This is a genomic window from Kitasatospora sp. NPDC098652 (assembly GCF_044760155.1).
In the GTDB taxonomy this organism is placed as follows: domain Bacteria; phylum Actinomycetota; class Actinomycetes; order Streptomycetales; family Streptomycetaceae; genus Kitasatospora.
In genome coordinates, this window is sequence record NZ_JBIWAQ010000003.1 from 267,411 (window position 1) to 289,565 (window position 22,155).

General features: G+C 75.0%; 22 protein-coding genes. 8 read left to right on the forward strand and 14 right to left on the reverse strand.

What is annotated here, in order from left to right; translation table 11 throughout:
- Window positions 1-66: 66 nt before the first annotated feature.
- From ACIQWA_RS09165 to ACIQWA_RS09175, 3 genes are all read right to left on the reverse strand, one after another.
- Window positions 67-741, reverse strand: a complete 675-nt coding sequence (locus tag ACIQWA_RS09165; protein WP_402480179.1) for a response regulator — start codon at window positions 739-741, stop codon at window positions 67-69.
- Entirely contained in the window at window positions 738-2,201 is a 1,464-nt protein-coding gene (locus ACIQWA_RS09170; protein WP_402480181.1) for a sensor histidine kinase, read from the reverse strand. Before ACIQWA_RS09170 ends, ACIQWA_RS09165 begins: the two co-directional genes overlap by 4 nt.
- Window positions 2,202-2,505: 304 nt before the next feature.
- Complete coding sequence (locus ACIQWA_RS09175; RefSeq protein WP_402480182.1) at window positions 2,506-4,722, reverse strand: MMPL family transporter; 2,217 nt, start codon at window positions 4,720-4,722, stop codon at window positions 2,506-2,508.
- A 391-nt stretch (window positions 4,723-5,113) separates the two neighbouring features.
- Here ACIQWA_RS09175 and ACIQWA_RS09180 point away from each other — a divergent pair, with 391 nt between their 5' ends.
- From ACIQWA_RS09180 to ACIQWA_RS09190, 3 genes are read left to right on the forward strand one after another with little or no spacing between them, the layout of a single operon-like run.
- Complete coding sequence (locus ACIQWA_RS09180) at window positions 5,114-6,238, forward strand: DegT/DnrJ/EryC1/StrS family aminotransferase (RefSeq protein ID WP_402480185.1); 1,125 nt, start codon at window positions 5,114-5,116, stop codon at window positions 6,236-6,238.
- Between the two features lie 38 nt (window positions 6,239-6,276).
- Entirely contained in the window at window positions 6,277-7,221 is a 945-nt protein-coding gene (locus tag ACIQWA_RS09185) for an NAD-dependent epimerase/dehydratase family protein (protein WP_402480187.1), read from the forward strand.
- Between the two features lie 13 nt (window positions 7,222-7,234).
- A complete protein-coding gene (locus ACIQWA_RS09190; protein WP_402480190.1) occupies window positions 7,235-8,314 on the forward strand; it encodes a hypothetical protein in 1,080 nt (359 codons plus the stop codon).
- Between the two features lie 63 nt (window positions 8,315-8,377).
- On the opposite strand, the gene ACIQWA_RS09195 is transcribed toward ACIQWA_RS09190, so the two are convergent.
- The 6 genes from ACIQWA_RS09195 to ACIQWA_RS09220 form a co-directional block, all read right to left on the reverse strand.
- Window positions 8,378-8,614, reverse strand: coding sequence for a hypothetical protein (locus ACIQWA_RS09195; RefSeq protein WP_402480193.1), 237 nt, complete (start codon window positions 8,612-8,614; stop codon window positions 8,378-8,380).
- A gap of 64 nt (window positions 8,615-8,678) precedes the next feature.
- Window positions 8,679-9,449, reverse strand: coding sequence for a polysaccharide deacetylase family protein (locus ACIQWA_RS09200; protein WP_402480196.1), 771 nt, complete (start codon window positions 9,447-9,449; stop codon window positions 8,679-8,681).
- Entirely contained in the window at window positions 9,446-10,252 is an 807-nt protein-coding gene (locus tag ACIQWA_RS09205; protein ID WP_360243090.1) for an SDR family NAD(P)-dependent oxidoreductase, read from the reverse strand. The genes ACIQWA_RS09200 and ACIQWA_RS09205 overlap by 4 nt, the downstream gene beginning before the upstream one ends.
- 51 nt (window positions 10,253-10,303) lie before the next feature.
- The gene (locus tag ACIQWA_RS09210) at window positions 10,304-11,218 is read right to left on the reverse strand and encodes a hypothetical protein (RefSeq protein WP_402480198.1); all 915 of its coding nucleotides are present in this window, start codon (window positions 11,216-11,218) and stop codon (window positions 10,304-10,306) included.
- A 141-nt stretch (window positions 11,219-11,359) separates the two neighbouring features.
- A complete protein-coding gene (locus tag ACIQWA_RS09215; protein WP_402480201.1) occupies window positions 11,360-11,785 on the reverse strand; it encodes a DUF2690 domain-containing protein in 426 nt (141 codons plus the stop codon).
- 192 nt (window positions 11,786-11,977) lie between these two features.
- On the reverse strand, window positions 11,978-12,781 hold the full coding sequence (locus ACIQWA_RS09220) for an SAM-dependent methyltransferase (RefSeq protein ID WP_402480204.1): 804 nt from the start codon (window positions 12,779-12,781) through the stop codon (window positions 11,978-11,980).
- 236 nt (window positions 12,782-13,017) lie between these two features.
- Here ACIQWA_RS09220 and ACIQWA_RS09225 point away from each other — a divergent pair, with 236 nt between their 5' ends.
- On the forward strand, window positions 13,018-13,650 hold the full coding sequence (locus tag ACIQWA_RS09225) for an RNA polymerase sigma factor (RefSeq protein WP_402480207.1): 633 nt from the start codon (window positions 13,018-13,020) through the stop codon (window positions 13,648-13,650).
- On the forward strand, window positions 13,647-14,387 hold the full coding sequence (locus ACIQWA_RS09230) for a hypothetical protein (RefSeq protein WP_402480208.1): 741 nt from the start codon (window positions 13,647-13,649) through the stop codon (window positions 14,385-14,387). The genes ACIQWA_RS09225 and ACIQWA_RS09230 overlap by 4 nt, the downstream gene beginning before the upstream one ends.
- Window positions 14,388-14,417: 30 nt before the next feature.
- Here the strand turns inward: ACIQWA_RS09230 and ACIQWA_RS09235 are convergent, their stop codons facing one another.
- From ACIQWA_RS09235 to ACIQWA_RS09255, 5 genes are all read right to left on the reverse strand, one after another.
- Entirely contained in the window at window positions 14,418-16,229 is a 1,812-nt protein-coding gene (locus ACIQWA_RS09235) for a condensation domain-containing protein (protein ID WP_402480211.1), read from the reverse strand.
- A gap of 193 nt (window positions 16,230-16,422) precedes the next feature.
- Window positions 16,423-17,100 carry a 4'-phosphopantetheinyl transferase family protein gene (locus tag ACIQWA_RS09240; protein WP_402480214.1) on the reverse strand — a complete coding sequence of 226 codons (678 nt, stop codon included), beginning with the start codon at window positions 17,098-17,100 and terminating at the stop codon, window positions 16,423-16,425.
- On the reverse strand, window positions 17,097-17,954 hold the full coding sequence (locus ACIQWA_RS09245; RefSeq protein ID WP_402480216.1) for a hypothetical protein: 858 nt from the start codon (window positions 17,952-17,954) through the stop codon (window positions 17,097-17,099). The genes ACIQWA_RS09240 and ACIQWA_RS09245 overlap by 4 nt, the downstream gene beginning before the upstream one ends.
- A 4-nt stretch (window positions 17,955-17,958) precedes the next feature.
- Window positions 17,959-18,249: a phosphopantetheine-binding protein gene (locus ACIQWA_RS09250; protein WP_360243117.1), complete on the reverse strand. Its 291-nt coding sequence runs from the start codon at window positions 18,247-18,249 to the stop codon at window positions 17,959-17,961.
- A gap of 92 nt (window positions 18,250-18,341) precedes the next feature.
- Window positions 18,342-19,274 carry a 3-oxoacyl-[acyl-carrier-protein] synthase III C-terminal domain-containing protein gene (locus tag ACIQWA_RS09255; protein ID WP_402480219.1) on the reverse strand — a complete coding sequence of 311 codons (933 nt, stop codon included), beginning with the start codon at window positions 19,272-19,274 and terminating at the stop codon, window positions 18,342-18,344.
- 204 nt (window positions 19,275-19,478) lie between these two features.
- Here ACIQWA_RS09255 and ACIQWA_RS09260 point away from each other — a divergent pair, with 204 nt between their 5' ends.
- The 3 genes from ACIQWA_RS09260 to ACIQWA_RS09270 all read left to right on the forward strand — a co-directional run bounded on the left by ACIQWA_RS09260 (window position 19,479) and on the right by ACIQWA_RS09270 (window position 22,132).
- Complete coding sequence (locus tag ACIQWA_RS09260; RefSeq protein WP_402480222.1) at window positions 19,479-19,778, forward strand: hypothetical protein; 300 nt, start codon at window positions 19,479-19,481, stop codon at window positions 19,776-19,778.
- The gene (locus ACIQWA_RS09265; protein WP_402480224.1) at window positions 19,775-21,007 is read left to right on the forward strand and encodes a glycosyltransferase; all 1,233 of its coding nucleotides are present in this window, start codon (window positions 19,775-19,777) and stop codon (window positions 21,005-21,007) included. Before ACIQWA_RS09260 ends, ACIQWA_RS09265 begins: the two co-directional genes overlap by 4 nt.
- Before the next feature lie 150 nt (window positions 21,008-21,157).
- Window positions 21,158-22,132 carry an ATP-binding cassette domain-containing protein gene (locus ACIQWA_RS09270; protein ID WP_402480226.1) on the forward strand — a complete coding sequence of 325 codons (975 nt, stop codon included), beginning with the start codon at window positions 21,158-21,160 and terminating at the stop codon, window positions 22,130-22,132.
- Window positions 22,133-22,155: the final 23 nt, after the last annotated feature.

Here is a 22,155-nt window from a genome sequence, read left to right on the forward strand (position 1 = left end):
TCGGAGTCGGTTTTCGGCCAGGGCCGGATCTTGAACGGCTTCCGAGGACGGAGGGTTGACGTCGCGTCAGGACGGGCGGCCGGGCGGGACCAGCCCGGACTGGTAGGCGATCGCCACCAGCTGGGCCCGGTCCCGGGCGTCCAGCTTGGACATCGCCCGGTGCACATGGGTGCGGACGGTGAACGGGCTGACGAACATCCGCTCGGCGATCTCCTCGTTGGTGAGCCCGGTGGCGGCCATCGACATCACCTCCCGCTCACGGGCGGTGAGCACGGCCAGCCGCTCGGCGGGCGCGGCGGCGGCCGGATCGGGCTGGGCGAGGAACTGCTCGATCACGGCGCGGGTCGCGGCGGGCGAGAGCAGGGCGTCGCCGGCCGCGACGGTGCGCACGGCGGCCAGCAGTTCCTTCGGGTCGGCGCCCTTGCCGAGGAAGCCCCCGGCGCCCGCGCGCAGCGCCTGGGCCACGTACTCGTCTATCTCGAAGGTGGTGAGGATGAGCACTCTGGTGCCGGACAGCTCCTCGTCGGCGCAGATCTCGGCGGTGGCGCCGAGGCCGTCGGCGCCGGGCATCCGGATGTCCATCAGCACGAGGTCGGGCTTGGTGGCCCGGGCGAGTTCCACCGCCTCCCGGCCGTCGGCGGCCTCGCCGACCACCTCCATGTCCTCCTCGGCGTCGATCAGCATCCGGAAGGCGCCGCGCAGCAGGGCCTGGTCGTCGGCGAGCAGCACGCGGATGGTCATGCGCGGTCCTTGTCCTTGCGGATGGCGTGATCGTGTCGGTTCGACTCGGCGGGGGCGGCCTGGCCGGGAGGGCCGACGGGGCCGCTGGGGTGGACGGAGTCCGTGGGGCGGGCGGAGCCGGTGGGGCGGGCGGACCGGACGGTGCAGTCGCGCCAGAAGGCGTGGGCGGGCCGCTCCCGGGCGTCGGGCCCGGCCGGCCGGCCCGGCGCGGGGGCGTCCGCGGGCCGGGCGGCGCCCCCCGCCGGGGGTGCGACGTCCTCCCGGACGCCGGTGCGCAGCGGGAGTTCGGCGGTGACCAGGAAGCCGCCGTCGGACTTCCGGTCGGCGGTGAGGCGGCCGCCCACGGCGCCGGCCCGTTCGCGCATGCCGATCAGACCGAAGCCGCTCTGGCCCGGGGCGCTCGGCGGCAGCAGGGCGGTGCGGGGGCGGCCGGGGCTGGTCGGGCGGCCGTTGGCGACACTGACGGCGACCCGGCTGCCGCTGTAGGAGAGGGTGACCTCGGCGTCGGCGCCGTGGGCGTGCTTGGCGACGTTGGTCAGCGACTCCTGGACGATCCGGAAGGCGGTGAGGTCGACGCCGGGTGACAACGGCCGGGCCTCCCCCTCGACGGTGAGCCGGACCGGCAGGCCGGCCCGTTCGAAGGTGTTGACCAACTCGGGCAGCCGGTCCAGGCCGGGGGCGGGTTCGAGCGGTGCCGGTTCCTCGGCGCGGCGCAGCAGACCGACGGTGGCGCGCAGCTCCTGGAGGGCGGAGCCGGTGGCGTCGGTGATGTGGCTGAGCACCTCGCGGGCCTGCACCGGGTGGCTGTCCATGAGGTGGACGGCGATGCCGGCCTGGGCGTTGGCCAGGGCGATGTGGTGGGCGACGACGTCGTGGAGGTCGCGGGCGATCCGGATCCGCTCGTCGGCGACCCGGCGGCGGGCCTCCTCCTCGCGGGTGCGCTCGGCGCGTTCGGCGCGTTCCTCGATCGCGGCGAGGTGGGCGCGGCGGTTGCGGATGGAGTCGCCGAGGGCGCCGGGCAGCAGGGCCCAGGCGAGCACGCCGAGCCGCTCGCTGAGCGGTCCGCCGGAGCCGAAGACCAGCGTCATCCCGGTGAGCAGGACGGCGGTGGCGATCGAGGCGCGCAGCGCGGTGGCCCGGTCGGTGCGGGTGGCGAGGAAGTAGAGGGCGAGCAGCAGCGGGGTGGCGAGCATCGGGGTGAGCCGGGGGCTGGTCCAGGTCAGCACCATGGTGCAGGCCAGCGTGACGACGGTCACGGCGCGCGGGTAGCGGCGGTGGAAGAACACGGCGACGGCGGCGATCAGGGCGAGCAGGCCGGTGGCCGGGTCGACCGGGGCGAAGCGGCCGCTGGTCTGGTCGACGGTGGCGCCGAGGGCGGTGAAGCCGATCAGGGCCACGCCGCCGGCGACGTCCAGCAACCGGGGGTGGTCGCGGCGCAGGCGCTGCCAGGTGTAGCTCATCGTCCTGTTCTCCGGGTCGGGGTGCCCTGGCGGCACCCTCGCCGGGTTCTGCCAGTCGGTGTCGCGCCGCGCCCCCGGTGGGGTGCGGCGTACCGGGTCGGGGGCCGGTGCGCGGGCGGCGGCCCCCGACAGCAACGGTAACGGGTGGGGCTCGAACCGGTGTCCGAACCGTGTCCGAGCCGGTCGGCACCGGCCCGACCCGACCCGAGGGGTGCTCGGGCCGGGCCGGTGCCGGACCTGCCGGGCGGTGCCGGGCGGTGCCGGCCCAGCCGGGCGGTGCCGGGCGGTGCCGGCGAGGCCGGACCTAGACGGTGACCGACTCCTTGACCGGCGCCGGTTCGGGGGCGGCGGTGTGCAGCTTGCTGCCCTCGACGTCGACGTCGGGTATCAGGCGGTCGAGCCAGCGGGGCAGCCACCAGGCGCGGCGGCCGAGCAGGGCGAGGACCGCCGGGACGATCGTCATCCGGACCACGAAGGCGTCGAAGGCGACGGCCGCGGCGAGGCCCAGGCCCATCATCTTGATCATCGGCTCGCTCATCCCGATGAAGCCCGCGAAGACGGCGATCATGATGAAGGCGGCCGCGGTGACCACCCGGGCATTGTGCCGGAAGCCGGTGACGATGGCCTCGCCCGGCTCCTCGCCGTGGACGAAGGCCTCACGGATCCGGGTGACCAGGAACACCTCGTAGTCCATGGCGAGGCCGAAGACCACGCCGATCATGAAGATCGGCATCATGCTCATCACCGGACCGGTCTGCTCCACGCCGATCAGGTCGGCCAGCCAGCCCCACTGGAAGACCGCGACGACGGCGCCGAGCGCGGCGGCCACCGAGAGCAGGAAGCCGAGCGCCGCCTTGACCGGGACGAGGATCGAGCGGAAGACCACCAGCAGCAGCAGGACGGCGAGGCCGACGACCACCGCGAGGTAGGGCACCAGGGCGTCGCTGAGCTTCTGCGAGACGTCGATGTTCATCGCCGTCGTACCGCTGACCAGCACGGTCGCCCCGGTGGAGGCCTTGAGCCCGGCCGCCTGGCCGCGGATGGTGTGGACCAGGTCCTTGGTCGCGGCCTCGGCCGGGCCGGTCGCCGGGATGGCGTTGACCAGGGCGGTGTCCCCCGCCTTGTTGAACATCGGCGGCGTCACGGTGACCACTCCGGGCACACCGGAGACGGCCTTGGCGACCGAGTCCGCGGCGGCCTTCGGGTCCGCGGTGCCCTTGACGTCCACCAGGACGGTCAGCGGCCCGTTGAAGCCGGGGCCGAAGCCCTCGGACAGCAGGTCGTAGGCGCGTCGCTGGGTGGTGGAGGTGGGCTTGGCCTCGTCCCCGGGCAGGCCGAGGCGCAGGTCGAGCGCGGGCGCGGCGAGCACGCCGAGGCCGACCACGCCGAGCAGCAGCACCCCGAGCGGGCGGCGCACGATGAACCGGGCCCAGCGGGCGCCGCCGTTCTCCTTGGCGCCGACCGGCCGCGCCGCGCCGTCGCCGCCGCCCTGGGCCTTGCGGACCTTGCGGGGCAGGGCCCGGCGGCCGATGAAGCCGAGCAGCGCGGGCACCAGGGTGAGCGCGACCAGCACGGCGATGACGACCGTGCCGGCGGCGGCCATGCCCATCTTGGCGAGGATCGGGATGCCCACCACGGAGAGCCCGGCGAGGGCGATCACCACGGTCAGGCCGGCGAAGACCACCGCGGAGCCGGCGGTGCCGATGGCCCGGCCGGCCGCCTCCTGCGGGGTGCGGCCCTCGGCGAGCTCGGCCCGGTAGCGGGAGACGATGAACAGGGCGTAGTCGATGCCGACCGCGAGGCCGAGCATCATGGCGAGCGTGCCGGTGGTCGAGGAGAGGCCGAGCGCGCTGCCGAACGCGGTGATCAGCGACATGCCGAGGCCGACGCCGATCACGGCGGTGAGCAGCGGCAGGCCGGCGGCGACCAGCGAGCCGAAGGTGATCACCAGGACGACGGCGGACAGCGCCATGCCGATCGCCTCGCTGCTGCCGCCCGCGTCGGGCTTGGCCATCAGGGCGTTGCCGCCGATCTCGACCTTGAGCCCGGCGTCCCGGCCGTGCTGGGCGGCCTGCTGGAGGGCGTCGGTGGCGCCCTTGGACACCTCGCCCGCCTTGGCGGAGTAGTTGACCGTCGCGTAGGCCGTCGAGCCGTCCTTGGAGACCGCGCCCGGCATCTTGAACGGGTCCACCGCGGCCGTGACCTGCTCGCCGTGGGCGAGCTCGGCGACCGTCTTCTCGACGGCCTGCTGGTTCGGCCCGGCGGTGATCTTCTGCCCGGAGGGCGCGACGAACACCAGGCGGGCCGAGGCGCCGTCGGCGTGGCCACCGGGGAAGCGCTCGTTCATCAGGTCGAAGGCCTTCTGCGCCTCCGTGCCGGGCATCGAGAATCCGTCGTCGGGTGCGGCGGGCGCCTTGGCCGCCAGGACTCCGGCGAGCGCCAGCACGGCGACCCAGAGCATGGTCACCAGCCGGCGCCGGACGAAGGCCCATCGGCCAAGGCGGTACAGGAACGTTGCCACGGGAGAACGGGCTCCTTCGGGTTCGGAAGCAGGTACGCGGGCGGGGACGGGTGCGGGAGCGGGCGCCCGGAGGCGGTCCGCTCGCAGCATGACCAATCCTTGATCGCCGGCCCCTGCTCCGTCGTCGTCCCTGCGCAGGCCGTTTGCGTACTGCGGACGCAGTACGGCCCTCCCCCGTACGGAGGAGCGCACGCCCTCCACCGGGAGCAGCCGGGAGCACCCCGTTGGCCTGCGGCGGGAGCAGCCCCGGGTCACCCGGCCGGCCGGTGACGACAGGCCGCGGCCGCCCCGGCCCAGTAGCGTGATGGGCCACTGGCCCGACCGTTTTGCCCCGGTCCGGGCCGACCCGTCCCGATCGGTGCTGATCCCAGCCCGCCGCCGGAGGTGCCCCATGGGCGTGCCCGCCGCCCGCATCGTGTTCGACGAGAACGACCGCGCGGCCGTCGCCGACGCCGTGACCGAGATGCTCACCACCGGTGCCCTCACCCTCGGCCCGTGGACCGAGCGGTTCGAGCAGGCCTTCGCCGCCGAGCACGGCGCCTCGCACGCCGTCGCGGTGAGCAGCGGCACGGCGGCCCTGGAGATCGTCCTGCGCGGCGTCGACGTGCGCGGCCGCGACGTGGTCGTCCCCGCCGTCACCTTCTACGCCACGGCCGGCGCCGTGGTGCACGCGGGCGGCCGCCCGGTGTTCGCGGACGTCGACCCGGCCACCCTGGCGCTCTCCCCCGAGACCCTGGCCGCCGCCCTCACCCCGGATACCGCGGCCGTCGTACTCGTCCACATCGGCGGGCTCGTCACCCCGCACGTGGACGCCCTGCGCGAGCTCTGCGACCGACGCGGCATCCCGCTGGTCGAGGACGCCGCGCACGCCCACGGCAGCAGCCTGGGCGGCCGCGCCGCCGGGACCTTCGGCCTGGCCGGGGCCTTCTCCTTCTACCCGACCAAGGTCACCACCAGCGGCGAGGGCGGCATGATCCTCACCGAGTCGCCCGAGCTGCGCGACGAGGCCCGGATCTACCGCGACCAGGGCAAGGGCTCCTTCGGCACCAACCACCACGTCCGGCTCGGGTACTCCTGGCGGATGAGCGAACTGCACGCGGCCGTCGGCGCGGTGCACCTGCGCCGGCTCAAGGAGTTCATCGAGACCCGCCGGGCCGTCGCCCGCCGCTACGACGCGGCGCTGGCCGGCGTCGACGGGCTGCGACCGGTGCTCGAACCGCCCGGCAGCCGCGGCAACTACTACAAGTACGTGGCGCTGCTGGCGCCCGGCGTCGACCGCGCCGCGTTCAAACGGGCGGTCGCCGAGGAGTACGGGGTGCGGATGTCCGGTGAGGTCTACGACCTGCCGCTGCACCTCCAGCCGGTCCTCGCCCCCTACCGGGGCGGTCCGCTGCCGGTGGCCGAGGACGTCTGCGCGCGGCAGGTCTGCCTGCCGGTGCACTCCGACATGACCGAGGACGAGACGGAGCTGGTCATCGAGGCCGTCTCCACCGTGCACCGGCGGATGGCCGGCTAGTCGGCCGGCCGAGCAGCCGGACCGAAAGGAGCAAGACCGTGCGGATAGCCGTCACCGGAGGCTGCGGGTTCATCGGCTCACACGTCGTGGACCACCTGATCGCGGCCGGCCACGAGGTCCTCGCCGTGGACACCACCGACAAGTACCTCAACCCCGACGCCGAACACGCCCGCCTCGACGTCCTCGACCTGCCCGCGCTGACCTCGGCGCTGGCCGGCAGCGAGGTGGTCTACCACCTGGCCGCGATGGCCGACGTCGAGCAGGTGTCCGCCGACCCCGTCCGGGCGGTGCGGACCAACATCGACGGCACCGAGGCCGTCCTGGAGGCCGCCCGGCGCAGCGGACTGAGCCGCACCGTCCTGGCGAGCACCGTCTGGGTCTACGGAGCCGCCCTCACCGACGAGCAACTCGACGGCGGGGAACAGGAGTTGGACGAGCACGTGCCGATCGAGCTGGAACACAGCGGGCACCTGTACGTGGCCACCAAGCTCGCCGCCGAGATGCTGGTGCACAGCTACCGCGAGCTCTACGGGCAGCACTTCACCATCCTGCGCTACGGCATCCCGTACGGTCCGCGGATGCGCGACGAACTGGTCGTCGCCCGGTTCGTCCAGGCCGCGTTGGAGGGGCGGCCGATCACCATCGCCGGGGACGGTCGGCAGAGCCGCAACTTCGTCTACGTCGAGGACCTCGCCGACGCCCACGTCCGCGCCCTCTCGCCCGCCGCCGAGGACCAGACCTTCGCGCTGGAGGGCTCCACGGCCGTCTCGGTGCGCGACATCGCCGACACCGTCGACCGACTGCTCGGGCCGGTCACCATCGAGCACATCGACGGGCGCAAGGCCGACTACACCGGGCGGCGGATCTCCTCCGCCCAGGCCAAACGCCTGCTCGGCTGGTCGCCGAGGACCAACTTCGCCGACGGCGTGCACCGCTACGCCGACTGGTACCGGGCCGGCACCACCGCACCCGCCGCCGGCTGACCGGGACCGCCCGATGCCGCACGCCCTGCTGGTCTCCGGCTCGCTCGGCCAGGGCCACGACGTGATGGCCCAGGCCTGTGCCGACACCCTGCGGGAGCGCGGCTGGAGCACCAGCACCGTGGACGCGATGGCGCTGCTCGGGCAGCGGTCGGGCGCCGCCGGGGAGGCCGTCTTCCGGCGACTGCTCGAACTGCCCGGGGTCTACGACGCGTTCCACTTCTCGGCGCTGCGCCCGGGCGCCCGGCTCGCCCTGCTCGCCGACGCGGCCGCGCGCAGCCGGCTCGTCCCGGCGCTCGGCGCGCTCGTCGAGGCCCAGCGGCCGCAGCTGGTGGTCTCGGTGTTCGCCACGGCCACCTCGGCGGTCAACCGGCTGCCGGGGCGGGGGTTCCGGCACTTCGTGTTCTGCACCGACGTCACCCCGCACCGGCTCTGGGTGCAGGACGGCACCGACCTGTTCCTGGTCACCTCCGAGGTCGCCGCCTGCGCCGTGCGCCGCTACCGGCCCGAGGCCGAGGTCGCCGTGCTGCCCGCGCCGCTGCGGCAGCCGTTCTACCGGCCGCCCGACCGGGCCGAGGCCCGGGCCGAGCTCGGCGTGCCGGCGGACGCCGGGTGCGTGCTGCTGATGTCCGGCTCCTGGGGGCTCGGGCCGATCGCCCGCACCGCCGCCGAACTGGCCGCCGCCGGACCGCACGTGCTCGCCGTGGCCGGGCGCAACCAGGAGCTCGAACTGCGGCTGCGGGCGGCCGCCCGCCGGGAGCCGCGATTGCACGCCTTCGGCTACACCGACCGGATCCCGGCCCTGATGGCCGCCGCCGACCTGGTCGTCACCAGCTCCGGCGACACCTGCAGCGAGGCCCGGGCCCTCGGGCGCCGGCTGCTGCTGCTAGACGTCGTCCAGGGCCACGGGCGGGACAACCTCCAGCACGAACTGGAGCTCGGCCACGCCGACGTGGCCACCGCGCGCCCGGCCGAGGTGGTCCGCAACGCGCTGGCCGCGCTGGGCCGACCGGAGCCCGACCCCTCGCCCGGCGCCACCCCGGACGCCTGGCGCAAGGGCTTCGGGGCGGCCCTGGAACGGGTGGGGCTGGGGTGAGCGGCTGTTCGGCGCCGCCGCGGCCCGGCCCTCCGGGCGAAGGACGGGAGTTGAGTGCGGGCCCTAGCTCGGAAGGTAGCTCGGGCCCTGGGTGTCCTGGGCGGCGGTGACGGAGAGGTAGCTCGGGCCGGTGCCGAGGACCTCGCTCGGGGCGGTGGCGGGAGCAGTGGCGGTGCCGTAGCGGTCCGGACCGGCCTGGGCCCCGGCGGTGTCGTCCGGCGCGGCGGCTCCGGTCAGGGCCGCCGTGACGATGCCGACCGCCGCGATCGCGTGGGCCAGTCCGCCTGTCCATTCGGGCATGGGTGCCTCCCCCGTCGTCGGCGCGCCCGCCCCCGTGGTGGACGCGACCCGCCGATCGTCCCAACTACCGTGCGCCGTGGGCAAGGGGTGGGACGGCGTGGTCCCGCAGCGGGCCGAGGGTGAGGGCGCGGGCGCGGCAGTGGGCGGCGATCAGCGGGAGGGCGGAGAGGGTAGCGCGCCAGGAGTCCGGGGCGGAGGTGCAGTCGGAGTCGTGCAGCAGGAGGGTGGCGCCGGCGGTGAGGCCGGGGCGGGCGGTGGCGTAGACGGACTCGCCGGTGGCCTCGGCCGTCCAGTCCCGGCCCCAGGCCGTCCACAGCACGGTGCGCAGGCCCAGCCGACGGGCGGCCAGCGCCGGACCGGCCGTCAGCACGCCGTACGGCGGGCGGTACCAGGCCGGGCGGGCGCCGCAGAGTTGCGTCACCGCCTCGGCGGCGCGACGCAGTTCGCGCAGGTCGCGGGCCGGGGCCGGGTACCACTGTTGCCGGTGGTGCCAGCCGTGCACGGCCACCTCGTGGCCGCGCAGCACCAGTTCGCGGCCGAGCTCCGGGGCCCGTTCCAGCATCCCGCCGAGCAGGAAGAAGGTGGCGCGGGCGCCGAGTTCGTCGAGGGCGTCCAGGACGTACGGGGTGCTGCGCGGGTCGGGGCCGTCGTCGAAGGTGAGGGCGAGGTGGCCGGGGGCGGTGCCGTACCCGGCGGTGCGGCGGGCCAGGGTGCGGCGCAGCGGCGGGAGACGGACCGCGGCCGGGGCGAGGTGCAGGAACTCCAGGCCGGCCGCGAGGGCGAGGGCCGTGCCCGCCCGGGAGGCCAGGGAGGCCCGGGAGGCCCGGGGGCTCACCCGAAGCGGGCGGCCATCCGGCGGAACACGCCGGGCGCGACCCCGTGGATCCGGGCCGGGAAGCCGAGCCAGTGCGGGACGTAGAGGCGGTCCCGCTCGGTGGTGATGGTCGCGACCACGGTGTCCGCGACCCGCTCCGCCGAGACCGGACGCGGGCGTTCGCGCTGGTACGGGGTGCCGCGGCGGTCGAAGAACGGGGTGTCCACCGCGCCGGGCAGGACGAGGCGGACGCCGACCCCGGTGCCGCGCAGCTCGTACCAGAGGCTCTCGGCGAACATCGCCAGCCCGCCCTTGGTGGCCGAGTAACCGGACTCGTCGCGCACGCCGACCTGGCCCGCCATCGAGCCGAGCAGCACGATCCGGCCGTGCCGGCGCTCCAGCATCCCGGGCAGTAGCAGTCGGATCAGGCGCAGCGGGGCGGCCAGGTTGACCTCGATCATCCGGTCGAGGGTGTCGGACGGGGTGTCGGCGAACGGGCCGCGCCAGCCGAGGCCGGCGCTGGCGACCAGGACGTCGACCCGCCCGGTGGCGGCGAGTGCGGCCTCGGCGAGGCGGGCGGCGCCGTCCGGCTTGCTCAGGTCCTCGGGGAGGGCGATGCCGCCGGTGCGCTCGGCGAGGGCGTCGAGGCGGGTGCGGTCGGTGCCGGAGAGCAGGGTCCGCCAGCCGGCGTCGGCCAGCCGGGTGGCGGTGGCCAGGCCGATGCCCGAGGACGCGCCGGTGATCAGGGCGACGGGGCGGTCGGTCTGCTCCGAGCGCCGGGGCCGGGCCTGGGCGTCCTCCGACGTCACGGCTTCCTCCGTCATCGCGCACCTGCCGGGTCCGTGGGCGTTCTGCCGTCCGTTTTGTCCGGCAAGTCACCTTCGCACGGCGGAGTCGTCCGGGCTACCGGGGCGAACCGCGGGCTGGGCCTCGGCGTCCGGCTGCGGGGCCGACAGTTCGGCCGCACCGCCCTCCAGTTCGCCGAAGCGGGACAGCAGGAACGTGCCGCCCACCGCGACCGCGAAGCCCGTCAGCGCGCACCAGGCGAACCCGGGGCGCGCGGAGTCCCCCAGCGACACCACCCCGACCAGGGCCGGGCCGAAGGTCTCGGCCACCGTCCCGGCCGCCGTCGCCGCCGTCACCGTGCCGCGCTGCAACGCCAGCGCGTACGCCAGGTAGCCGCCCAGCCCGCCGACCGCCAGGGCGTACGCGGCCGGATCGGTGAGCACGGCGGTGAGCGTGGAGGCGTCCAGGACCCGCACCGCCAGGCTGGTGATCCCGAAGCCGACGCCCGCCAGCAGGCCGAGGCCGGCCGCGGCCGCGGTGCCCTTCCGGCGGACCAGGACCAGGGTGGCCAGCAGCATCACGGCGGTGGTCGCCAGCAGCGCCCAGTGGAAGGCCGCCGGGGCGTACTCCCGGCCCTCCTTGCCGGAACCCAGCGCCAGCAGGCTGAGGCCCACCACCACGGCGGCGATGCCCGCCGCGTCGCTGCGGCGCAGCCGCGCGCCCAGCAGCCAGACGGCGGCCAGAGCGGTGACGGCGAGGCTCGCGTTGGTGACGGCCTGCACCAGGAAGAGCGGGAGGCTGCGCAGGGCGACGATGCTCAGCACGAAGCCGAGGATGTCCAGGAGCGTCCCGAGGATGAACTGCCAGGACCGCAGCAGCGCGGCCAGCAGCCCCGCCCGCACCCGGTCCGCGCGCGGGGCCGACCGCGCCCCGCGCGCCTGGAACACCGCCCCGAAGCCGAAGCAGACGGTGGCGACCAGCGCGGTGGTGAGTCCCAGCAGCATGCGTCTCCCTCGCGGGGCGGCAGCGGTTCACCACCCAGTCTGGGCCCGGGGCGGCGGGGGTGCACGGGTGGGCGGCCGGGGCCGGTCAGGCCGGAATCCGCTCGGCCACCGTATCGGCCGCCGTAACGACCCGCCTGCCGATCAGTACCACTCCGAGTACCCCCAGTTGTTGTTGTACTGGAAGTAGGCCCGGGACTGGATGTCCTTGTCGTCGACCATCCGGGTGTAGATCGTGCCGTTGCCGTTGTACACGGCGGAATACGAAGCACCCTGGTTGTTCTCGACCCGGATCGTGATCTGGATGCCGCCGTAGTTGCCGCCGGTCGCGCGCGCCCACGCGGCACGGCAGGTCGGGCTGTAGCGCAGCTCCGCGTCGCCGTCGGGCGCCGTGTAGGCGACGGTCCGCGCGTCGTTCTGGCAGATGGTGGTGGCCGGGTCGAGGCCGGTGCAGCTCCTGGCGTAGCAGGAGGTGGCGGCCGAGGCCGTGCCGGTGGCGACCAGGGTGCCGGACGCGGCCAGCGCCAGGGTGGCGGCGGCGGACGCGAGCGTACGCAGGGAAGGCTTCAAGGGGTCCCCCCGAGTGGGTGAAGGGTGCGGCGGTACGCCCCGGTGGCGTCGCCCGCTCACACCCTGGCACCGCGAGGGGGCGTCCCCGTCGTCCCGGGCCGTCCCCGGGTCATCCCCGGCCATCCCGGGACGGCGACGGGATCGGGCCGCCGCCCGTGGACGGCCCCGCGGGGCGGACCGGGCGCGTCGCGGTCAGGGCCGCAGGGCCACGCCCGCGTAGGCGGAGGCGTCGGAGTCCGAGACGGCCGGTTCGTCGGGCACCGGCCGCCAGTGCGGGGTGGGGACGACACCGGGTTCGAGGAGCGTCCAGCCGTCGAAGAAGCGGACGAACTCCGCGCGGGTGCGGGCCTGGGCGGCGGTGCCGGCGGCCTGGTAGATGCCGGTGATCCGGCGGATCTCCTCGGGGGCGAAGTCCGGCGTGACGTGGGTCATCACCAGGGCGCTGCCGGGGGCGAGCACGGACTTGAGGCGCTCGACCAGCTCATGGGCGCCGCGGGCGTCGGGGACGAAGTGGAGCAGGGCGTTGAGGGAGAGCGCGACCGGGCGGGCGAGGTCGATGGTCTCGCGCAGACCGGGTGCGGCGAGCAGGCCGTCCGGGTCGGTGACGTCGGCCTCGACGTAGGCGGTCCGGCCCTCGGGGGTGCCGGTGAGCAGGGCCTGGGCGTGGGTGAGGACGATGGGGTCGTTGTCGGCGTAGACGATCCGGGCCGTGGGCCGGACGCTCTGGGCGATCTCGTGGAGGTTGGGCGAGGTGGGGATGCCGGTGCCGATGTCGAGGAACTGGTCGATGCCCGCCCGGGCGAGGGCGCGGGTGGAGCGGTGCATGAAGGAGCGGTTGGCGCGGGCCGTCTCGCGCAGCCAGGGGGCGATGGCGAGGGCGTGCCCGGCGGCCTCGCGGTCGGCGGCGAAGTTGGTGAAGCCGCCCAGGTAGTAGTCGTACATCCGGGCCGAGTGCGGCACGTTCAGCCGCAGGTCGACCCCGTCGTAGAGGCTCATGGCCCTTCCCCTCGGCTCCGTGGACACCGTCCGATTGCTGCCCACCGCTTCCGGGGGGCAATCGTCCTCCTGCCAGGCCGTTTTCGCAGGGAATCAGTTGGGCTGATCAGATGGAATGACAATCTGTATTCGCTGTGCGGCCTGGAGTGACGGGCCTGAGGGAATGAGGATGGGCGCGGACAGCCCGACCCTCGGGTGGCCCGGTGCGCAGCCGACGGCCACGGAAAGCAGGCTCGATGACGATCGACAGGGGTGCCCCCGCGCGCGGGTACCGGGGAGGGGCGACGGTGGAGCACGCCGGTGCCGCAGGGGCGGAGCGGATGGCGGCCGTGGACCCGGGCCTGCGGCTGGACCTCACCTACGGCGCCTTCTGCGAGACCCACGAACCCGCCTGGCACGCCCTCGCGTTGACCAGGATAGGCAGCCAGGCCGACGCCGCACTGGTGGTCGAGGCGGTCAAGGCCGACCTGGCCCGCTGCTGGCCCCAGGTGCTGCGGTTCGAGGAACCGGCCGCGTACGCCTGGCGGTTGGCGAACCGGCACGTCGGGGACTGGGTGTCGGCCGAGGAACCGGTCGAGGTGGAGGCGGTCACCTTCGCGGCGGTGATCGGGGCGTTCAAGCAGGTCGCCGACGGGCTGCTGCACAGCGAGGCGGACGAGGTGCGGCTGTACGCGGCGATCCTCGAACTGCCGGACCGGCAGCGGGATGTGGTGATCCTGCGCTACCTGCTCGGCCTGCACACCAAGGTGATCGCCGCGTACCTGGGACGGCCGGTGGCCACAGTGCACTCGAACCTCCGGCACGCCCGGGAGCGGTTGGCGCGTCGGCTCGGGGTGGGTGAACTGCCGGACCACGGCGGCGAAGCATGACCGGCGACGGGGCGGAGCGGAGCTTCGGCGGTGGGCGTGTGGCGGGCGGGGGGCGCGCGGTGTTCCACGTCCCCCGGCCCGAACGCGCCCACGCCGAGCGGATCGCGGCCCTGCGGCAGGCCCGGCTCACCGCCGCCCCGGCCCACCTGCCCACCGAGCACGAGCAGGCCGCCTTCGAACTCGGCCTGGTGGTCGCCCTGGTGCTGGGGGCGCCGTGCGCCTCCCGCGGGCTGGACCTGCTGGTCAACGCCCGCCGGATCCAGCCCGAGGGGGCCGAGGTGTTCGGCGCCCTGCTGTACGCGACCGGCAAGGAGGAGGGCGCCGAGTTCTGGTGGCGCTTCGCGGCCGGCTCGGGCAGTGGGACGGCCGCGTACTGCCTCCACCTGCACCACTTGAAGCTCGGCGAGACCGACGACGCCGACTACTGGCGGGCCTGGTCCGAACAGCTGTCGACGGCCGAACGCCCGCCCGGGCCGCGGCCGTTGCTGATGAGCCGGCCACTGCTGCCGGAGGACGTCCGGCGGGACATCCTCGCCCGGGTGCACCGGGGCCTGGCCCCGCAACTGCCGCCCGCGCTGGTCGCGGTGATCGACCGGCTGCCGTTGCAGGACGGGGACGAGGAGGAGGTGCCGAACCCGTGGGGACTCACCTCCGGGGCGACCTCGGCGTGCTCCTGGGACCTCTCCTGGGTGTTCGGCGAGGCGGAACCGGAGGACCGGCGGGACCCGTTGGGGTGACGCCCCCCGCCGGCCCCGCCGTCCCCACGTTCAGGTGAGTGCCGCGAACCGGGCGACGACCTCCGGGTCACGGCCGCTGCCGACGGCGAGCCGCTCGCCGTCCGGACCGAGGTGGCGGATCCGGTACTGCTGCGGCGCCATCGCGGTGTCCCGGCCGGGGAGCGCGGCGACCACCGCTCGGTGCACGTCGGCGGGTGTCAGGTGGGGGTCGGCGGTGGCCAGGTCGACGGTCAACCTGCCGTCCTCGACGGTGACTCGGCAGTCTGAGCCGGGTCCGGGTCCGGTGTCCAGGGCGGTGTCGAATGCGGTGTCGAGTGCGGCACCGACCAGGCTGCGGACGGCGGCCAGGTCGATCCGGGCCCCGTCGACGAGCTGCCAGTCACCTCCGCTCGCGTCGCCGCCGGCTGCCGGCGGGCCGGGGGTCCCGTGCAGGTCGGGGATCCCGTGCAGGTCGGGGATCCCGTGCAGGTCGGCGAGCGGGACGGGCCCCTCGGCGGCCTTCGCGAGCAGGGCGAGCAGGGCCCGGGCGAAGCGCTCGGTCTCCTCGGGGTCGAGCACCTGGGGGCAGGAGATCAGGGCGAAGTCGAGGCTGCCGCTGATCCGCAGGATGGTGAACATCAGCCGGACCGGCAGCGGCGGGGCCGGCAGCGGGGTGAGTTCGGGGTCGGCGGTGGCCACCGGCTGGGCGTCGGCGACGGCGGCCGGGATGGTGAGGCTCAGATCGTTGACGACCACCTGGCGGGCGAACCGGGAGCCGCGCACGTGCGCGGCGTCCTCCACCAGTTGCCAGACCTGCTCGGCGTCCAGCACGCTGTGCCAATAGGCGGTCAGCGAGGCGGACTTGGTGCGCCCGATCAGCTGGTCGAGGTCGGCGGTGCCGGTGTCGAGCAGGATCAGGGCGTCCTGGGCAAGGGTGCCGACGTGGTCGAGCAGGGCCGCGCGCTGGCGGTTGGCGGAGAGCGCCGAGAGGGCCAGCTCCGCGCGCCCGGCCCGGTGGGCGACCAGGGCGGAGAAGGCGGCGAGCAGGACGACGGAGGGGCTGGCGCCGGTGCGGCGGCAGACCGCGGCGAGGTCGGCGGCCGCGCTGCGGGAGCGCACCATCAGGGCGGCGGGGCCGCTCGGCGGGCCGGTGATCCGGGAGTCCGCGAACACCACCTGCGGGCCGCTGCCCAGCACCCTGGCCCAGTGCCGCAGCGCCCCGGCCGCCCGGCGGCGGCCCTGCGGGCTCTGTTCGGCGGCGGCGATCTGGATCGGCGTCGGGGCGGTGACGGGCGGGAGCTCCTTCCCGGCCGCGAGGGCGTACCAGTCCTGGATCAGCAGCGCGGTCGCGGCACCGTCGGCGCCGGCGTGGCAGACCACGGCGATCAGCCTCAGCAGCCGCTGCCCGTCGGCGAGCAGGGTGAAGCGGATCCTCGGCACGATGTCCAGGGGAACCGGCACCGCGACGTCGATCTGCCCCAACTCGGCTGCCAGCGCATCGAGTTCATGGTCCGACAGGCCGCCCGCCTCGATCGCGGTGACGGCGAACCGGCCGTCCCCGTGCACCACCTGGCTCACCGGGAAGGCGTCCGGGCCGGGATCGGGCGGGAAGGAGGTGCGCAGTGACTCGTGCCGCTCGACCAGCAGCCGCAGCGCGTCCAGACCGGCGGCGAGCGAGGTGCCGGGTGGCACGGGCCAGACCGACTCCTTGTTGATCGCCTCGGGGGCCTCGCGCCGGATGCACCGGATCATGTTGTCCTGACCCCGGGTGAGCGGCCCCGAGCCGCCGCTCGTCGCGGCGAAGCGGACGGTGATCCGCCGGCCCGCCCGGGTCGGGTGGTGCGGTGCCGCATCGTGCGGCATCGCGTCGCCCGGTGCCGCGTCGTGCGGTTCGGCTTCGGGTGATCCTGCTCCGTGCGGTTCGGCAGCTCGCGGTGCAGCGTTGTGCGCAGTCACGTCGTACGTGCCCTTCGGCTCGCCGGGAAGGTCTCAGCGGGGACTACGGGCGGACGCTACCAGCGGCCGCCGGTGATCGTCCAGGCGAGCTGATGATCGATCAACTCGCGGACCAGGCAAGGGAGTTGATCTGATCAGGACAGTCTCCGAGCAGAGCGACGGCAGCCCGGTACGGCTCCGGGACGGGCACGTCGCACAGCCCCACCGGACCGGCTCCGAGCGCCCCCGGATCGGCCACCGACAGCGGGGAGGGGCCCGCCACGGACACCCCGAGCGCCTGGACCAGCCGCCCGCCGTACGCCTTCACGCAGGCCTCCCGGCGACACCAGAGCACGGTGAACCGGGCCGCCCGCTCGGCGGGTTCGGCGGCCTCCGCGACGAAGCGAGCCTCCTCGAAGGGGAACCAGCGCGCCGCCATCCGCTCGGCGAGCCGGGCCTCACGCAGCGGTTCCACGTCGACGCCGACCGCCCGGCCCTCGGCCAGGGCCAGCACCGCCAGCCCCTCCGCAGCTGACCAGTTCACCCGCAACCCGCCCGCGCCCACCGGCTCCGGCTTGCCGTACTGGTTCCGCCGCCAGACCACCTCGGCCGGGCGGATGCCGAGCCGCGCGGCGACCAGTTCCCGGACGGCGCCGCGCACCACGGTGAACCGGTTCCGCCGCACGTCGTCCGCCCGCTCCGCGCGGGACCGCTCCTCCGCGTCCAGCGTGCGCCACAGCCGGGCGACGAGCTCGGGCGGCTGATCGGCGTCGATCAGCCGCAGTTCGAGGCCGGTCACGGCTGGGCCAGGGTGCTCAGCACACCGAGCCTGCGGTCCAACCCGGCGACCAGCAGCGGCCGCCGCTGCGCCCGCCACTCGGGCAGCCGCTCGGCGAGCTCCGCCCACAGGCCGGTGAACGGCTGTGCGGCTGGTCCGTCGTCGCCGCCGGTCGCGTCCAGCACCGCCGCCCCTGGGCCCAGCTCCGCCGTCCGCGCCCGGACGACGGACTCCGCCCGGACGACGGACTCCGGCCGGACGGCGGACTCCGCCCGGTCGGCGGGGTGGCGTTGCTGCCGCACGGCCAGCCCGGCGCCCGGCTCCTCCTCGCAGACCAGCACCACCGCGGCGTGCCGCCGGGGCAGCGCCACCGGCTCGGCCGGCTCGTAGTGCAGCGCGGTCTGTTCGGCGAGCACCACCACCGCGCGGCGGCAGGCTCCGGCGCGGTGGTACTCGGCGGCCAGCCGCAGTGCGGTGAAGGCCGCGGCGCTGCCCTGGTCGCAGACCGCGAAGGCCAGCGGCCCGCCGGGGACGGACCGGCTGAGCGCGAGCGAGGAGGGTGCGCCGGGGCGCACGTCCGGGGTGTCGAAGGCGAGGATCAGCAGGTCCACCGGCTCGTCCTCGCCCACCGCCTCGCGCAGCAGGTCGGCGGCCAGTTCCTCGTAGGAGTGACCGACGCCCTCGCGCAGCAGGTCCTCGCGCAGCGGCAGGCCGTACGGGCGGACCAGGTCGGAGACGAAGACCCGCAGGTCGGGGTCGAGCGAGGCCTCCGAGCGGCCGTCGGAGCACCGGGCGAGGGCCCGGGTGATCCGCAGTCCGGCCGCGGTCGGAGTACTGGCCGGGGAACCGGGGGAACCGGGGGGACCGACGGGCACCCGGTCAGTCCTCGGCGATGAGGTGCCCGGCGACGTAGTCGGCCAGCTTGGTGACCGACCGCAGGTCGTCCTCGGTGATCTGCTCCACGTCCACCTGGATGTCGAGCGACTCCTCCAGCTCCAGGATGAGTTCGATGGTGCCGGCCGAGGTGAGGCCGAGGTCGTCGAACAGGCAGGCGTCCGCGGGGATCTCGGGCAGTTCGCGCTTGAGGACGCGTGGCAGGAGTTCGCCGATGCCGTGCAGGATGCGCTCGCGCAGCTCGGGGTCAGTGGTCTGGACCAGTGGTTCTGACATGGGTGTCCCGTCCCGTCGTGCGTGGGAAGTGTGCTCTGGTTTGACAACGTGGGAAACGCGCCCGGTGGTTCGGGCGTCGGACTGACGGTGCGTCAGTACCGCATCACCATCGCGGAGAAGGTGGCCCCGATGCCGGCGGCGGCGATCAGGTAGTGGTCGCCGCGGCGGATCAGCCCCCGCGTGGTGGCGGTGTGAAGATTGATGAGGCTGTCCGCAGCGAAACTGTGCCCGACCGACAGCACGTTGTCCAGCACCACCCGGTCGAGCGGATAGCCGATCCGCCGCGCTATCATCCGCCACGACGCCTGGTTGACGTTGTGCGGAAGCACCGCGGCCAGCTCGGAGAGGTCCAGACCGGCCCGCTGGAGGGCGGCCTCGATCGCCTCCACCATGACGTTCGGGTACTCCCGCTGGTAGCGCGCGAGCAGTTCCGCGTCCTCGGCCAGCCGACCGTCGAACTCCGGGCGCTGGCGCACCGCGAAGGAGCACACCCGGTGCTGCGGTCCGTCCGCGCTGACCAGGCAGGCGGCCGCGCCCTCGGCGAAGATGCCGGTCTCCGGCACCACCTGGGCATCCCGGGTGAAGGTCTTCTCCCCCGCCAGCACCAGGGCGAGGGCCTGCGGGTCGGGATCGCCGGCCAGCAGCCGCCCCGCCAGGTCGATGGCCAACAGGCCCACCGCACAGGCGTGGTGGGTCACGGTGAAGGCGCTCGCGTGCGCCAGCCCACGGCCGGCGAGCACCTCGCGCAGGGGGTTGAGCGGGTAGGGCACGGCCACCGGCATGCTGCGGGCGTGGATCACGAAGCGGACGTGCCGCTCGCGTCCGCGCAGCTCCGGCAGGTCGTCGAGGGTTGCGTCGAGCAGGTCGGGCAGCGTCCCGCCCGGATCCAGTCGCAGCTGGTCCAGGCCGTGGAAGCGGCGGAAGAGACGGAGTTGACGTGGGGTCAGGCCGATGCGCTCGCCCACCGCCTCGATGGGCACGGCGTGTGGGGGGAGGTGAACGGCCACTGCCTCCAGTGCGGTCACCCGGGCTAGTATTCCGACGCCCGCCTGGTCGCACAAGTGATCTCGGGCCCTTCTCCTGCGCGACCGCCTCCTCGGGCTCCCTCGGAACCGCCCCGGCCGCCGGCACCCTTTGTCGACACCCTTCGCCGGGCCGCACCACCGGGGACCGCCGCGCAACCCCACTCCGCCCCACTCCGCACCGTCGACCGGACGGGAGAACCTCCCATGTCAGACCGTGAACCAGCCCTCCCCGCCCAGCCGTTGAACCGGATGTTGGCCGCCCTGCTGGCCGAGGTGGCCGGCGCGCCGCCCGCCTGGGCGGACCGGCTGACCCCGGACGCCCGCCTGGACGGCGACCTGCTGCTGGACGAGTGCGAACTCGCCGAGCTGGCCGCCCGGCTGCCCGAACGCTTCGGCCCCGCCGCCGACCTGGCCGTCCTGCGGGCCGGACTGGACCTGGCCGCCCTGGAGGCGCTGACCGTCGCCGACCTCCAGGCCCTGCTCCCCGAGGAGGACCGCCGATGACCCGGTTCCTGCTGGTGATGCCGCCGCTCACCGGGCACGTCAACCCGGCCGCGGGCATCGCCGCCGAACTGACCGCACGCGGTCACGAAGTCGCCTGGACCGGCACGGAGTCGGTGCTGCGCCCGCTGCTCGGCCCGGACGCGCGGGTGCTCGGCACCGGCACCCGGGCCTTCCGGGCCCAGGGCGGGCACGGCCTGGCGGCGCTGCGCTCGCTCTGGGAGGGCTTCATCGTCCCGTACGCCCGGTTCACCGCGAAGCCGCTGGACACCATCGTGCGGGAGTACCGGCCGGACGTGCTGCTGGTCGACCAGCACACCCCGGCGGGCGCGCTGGTCGCGCACCGGCACCGCCTGCCGTGGGCGTCCTTCGCGCCCGGGGCGATGGAACTGGGTCGCCCGTACCGGGCGTTGCCGCAGGTCGAGGCCTGGATGACCGGGCTGCTGCGCGGCCTCTGGGAGCGGGCGAAGCTGCCCGCCGAGGAGTACCTGGACCCGCGCTTCTCCCCCGCCCTGGTGCTGGCCACCACCGGGCCCGCCCTGACCGGGAGCGCCGCGCCGCCGCACCACGCGCTGGTCGGGCCGGTGCTCGCACCCCGCCCGCACGACCCGGACTTCCCCTGGCAGCATCTGCTGCCCGGGCGGCGGCGGGTGCTGGTCACCATGGGCACGCTGGCGGGTGGGCTGGGCGCCGACTTCCACGCCCGGGCCGTCCGGGCGCTGGAGCTGTGCGGCCCGCGGGTGCAGCCGGTGTTCGCGGCACCGCGCGAGCTGCTGCCCCCGCCCGCCGAACTCCCGCCGCACGCCGTGGCGGTGGACCGGGCGCCGGTGCTGGAGCTGCTGGCGCGCGGCGAGCTGGACGCGGTGCTCTGCCACGGCGGGATGAACACCGTGGGCGAGGCGCTGGCGCACGGGGTGCCGCTGGTGACCGCGCCGATCCGGCACGACCAGCCCTTCGTCGCCGCGCAGGTGGCGGCGGCCGGGGCGGGCCTGCGGGTGCCGTTCGCCCGGGTCACGCCCGAGCGGCTGGCGGCGGCGCTCACCGCCGTACTCGATTCGACGGAGCACCGGGACCGGGCGGTTCAGGTCGGCCGAGAACTGCTGGCGGGCGGCGGCGCGGCGGCCGCCGCGGACCGGCTGGAGGCGCTGAGCCCTGGACAACAGCCCCCGGTGACCACAACGGTGACCGCCCGGGCGACCACCCCGGTGACCACCACTGCGACCGCCCCTTAGCAGAACAGGTGATCACACGTCCATTGGTCTAGGCCATTGTCTCCGGGCCCGGTCCGCCCCTAGGGTGTCGCAGCAACACCGCCTTTCCCAGGCGCCGTGCCCGCCCTTTCCCGGGTGCCCTGGCAGCCCATCCCCGTACGGGAGTTCCGGTTGATCGAGACCGCGGGACTGCGCAAGTCCTACCGCAAGAAGACCTCCCGCCGGAGCGGCGAGGACTCCACCGTCGACGCCGTGCGCGGCATCGACCTGTCCGTCGCCGCCGGCGAGATCTTCGGCTTCCTCGGCCCCAACGGCGCCGGGAAGACCACCACCCTGCGCATGCTGGCCACCCTCATCCGCCCCGACGGCGGACGGGCCGACATCGCCGGGGCCGACTTGTTCACCGACCCAGCCGGGGTCCGCCGCCGGATCGGCTACGTCGCCCAGGGCGGCGGCACCACCGACACCGTCAGCGCCCGCGAGGAACTGGTGCTCCAGTCCCGGCTGTACGGCGCGGGCAAGGCCCAGGCCGCCCGGGCCGCCGAGGACGCCCTCAAGGCCTTCGACCTGGGCGACTTCGGCGACCGCCCGTGCGCCACCTACTCCGGCGGCCAGCGCCGCCGGGTGGACATCGCCCTCGGGGTCATCCACCAGCCGCGGGTGCTGTTCCTGGACGAGCCGACGGTCGGGCTGGACCCGGCCAGCCGGGCGTACGTCTGGGAGGAGATCCGCCGGCTGCGCACCGAGGGCATGACCGTGGTCGTCACCACCCACTACCTGGACGAGGCCGACGCGCTCTGCGACCGGGTCGCCATCGTCGACCACGGGCAGGTGGTGGCCGAGGGCACGCCCGAGGCGCTCAAGCGGGAGATCTCCGGCGACGTCGTGCTGCTCGGACTCGTCCCGGGCGAGGACGTCGCCGAGCGTGCCGCCGCGGTGCTCCGCCCGCAGCCGTACCTGCATCGGCTGGAGGCCGACGGCGACGACGGGCTGCGGCTCTACCTGGAGGACGGCGCGGCCGCCATCCCGCGGCTGCTGCGCGCCCTGGAGGCGGCGGGCGTCACCCCCGGCACCGTGCAGCTCCAACGGCCCAGCCTGGACGACGTGTTCCTGGCCCGCACCGGCCGCTCGCTGCAGCAGTCCTGACCCAGCCCCACCGCCCTGCCTGC

Coding starts and splice junctions, on each gene's coding strand:
- ACIQWA_RS09165 (WP_402480179.1), bottom strand. CDS start 741: ATGACCATCCGCGTGCTGCTCGCCGACGACCAGGCCCTGCTGCGCGGC.
- ACIQWA_RS09170 (WP_402480181.1), bottom strand. CDS start 2,201: ATGAGCTACACCTGGCAGCGCCTGCGCCGCGACCACCCCCGGTTGCTG.
- ACIQWA_RS09180 (WP_402480185.1), top strand. CDS start 5,114: ATGGGCGTGCCCGCCGCCCGCATCGTGTTCGACGAGAACGACCGCGCG.
- ACIQWA_RS09190 (WP_402480190.1), top strand. CDS start 7,235: ATGCCGCACGCCCTGCTGGTCTCCGGCTCGCTCGGCCAGGGCCACGAC.
- ACIQWA_RS09195 (WP_402480193.1), bottom strand. CDS start 8,614: ATGCCCGAATGGACAGGCGGACTGGCCCACGCGATCGCGGCGGTCGGC.
- ACIQWA_RS09205 (WP_360243090.1), bottom strand. CDS start 10,252: ATGACGGAGGAAGCCGTGACGTCGGAGGACGCCCAGGCCCGGCCCCGG.
- ACIQWA_RS09210 (WP_402480198.1), bottom strand. CDS start 11,218: ATGCTGCTGGGACTCACCACCGCGCTGGTCGCCACCGTCTGCTTCGGC.
- ACIQWA_RS09220 (WP_402480204.1), bottom strand. CDS start 12,781: ATGAGCCTCTACGACGGGGTCGACCTGCGGCTGAACGTGCCGCACTCG.
- ACIQWA_RS09225 (WP_402480207.1), top strand. CDS start 13,018: ATGACGATCGACAGGGGTGCCCCCGCGCGCGGGTACCGGGGAGGGGCG.
- ACIQWA_RS09230 (WP_402480208.1), top strand. CDS start 13,647: ATGACCGGCGACGGGGCGGAGCGGAGCTTCGGCGGTGGGCGTGTGGCG.
- ACIQWA_RS09235 (WP_402480211.1), bottom strand. CDS start 16,229: ATGCCGCACGATGCGGCACCGCACCACCCGACCCGGGCGGGCCGGCGG.
- ACIQWA_RS09250 (WP_360243117.1), bottom strand. CDS start 18,249: ATGTCAGAACCACTGGTCCAGACCACTGACCCCGAGCTGCGCGAGCGC.
- ACIQWA_RS09260 (WP_402480222.1), top strand. CDS start 19,479: ATGTCAGACCGTGAACCAGCCCTCCCCGCCCAGCCGTTGAACCGGATG.
- ACIQWA_RS09265 (WP_402480224.1), top strand. CDS start 19,775: ATGACCCGGTTCCTGCTGGTGATGCCGCCGCTCACCGGGCACGTCAAC.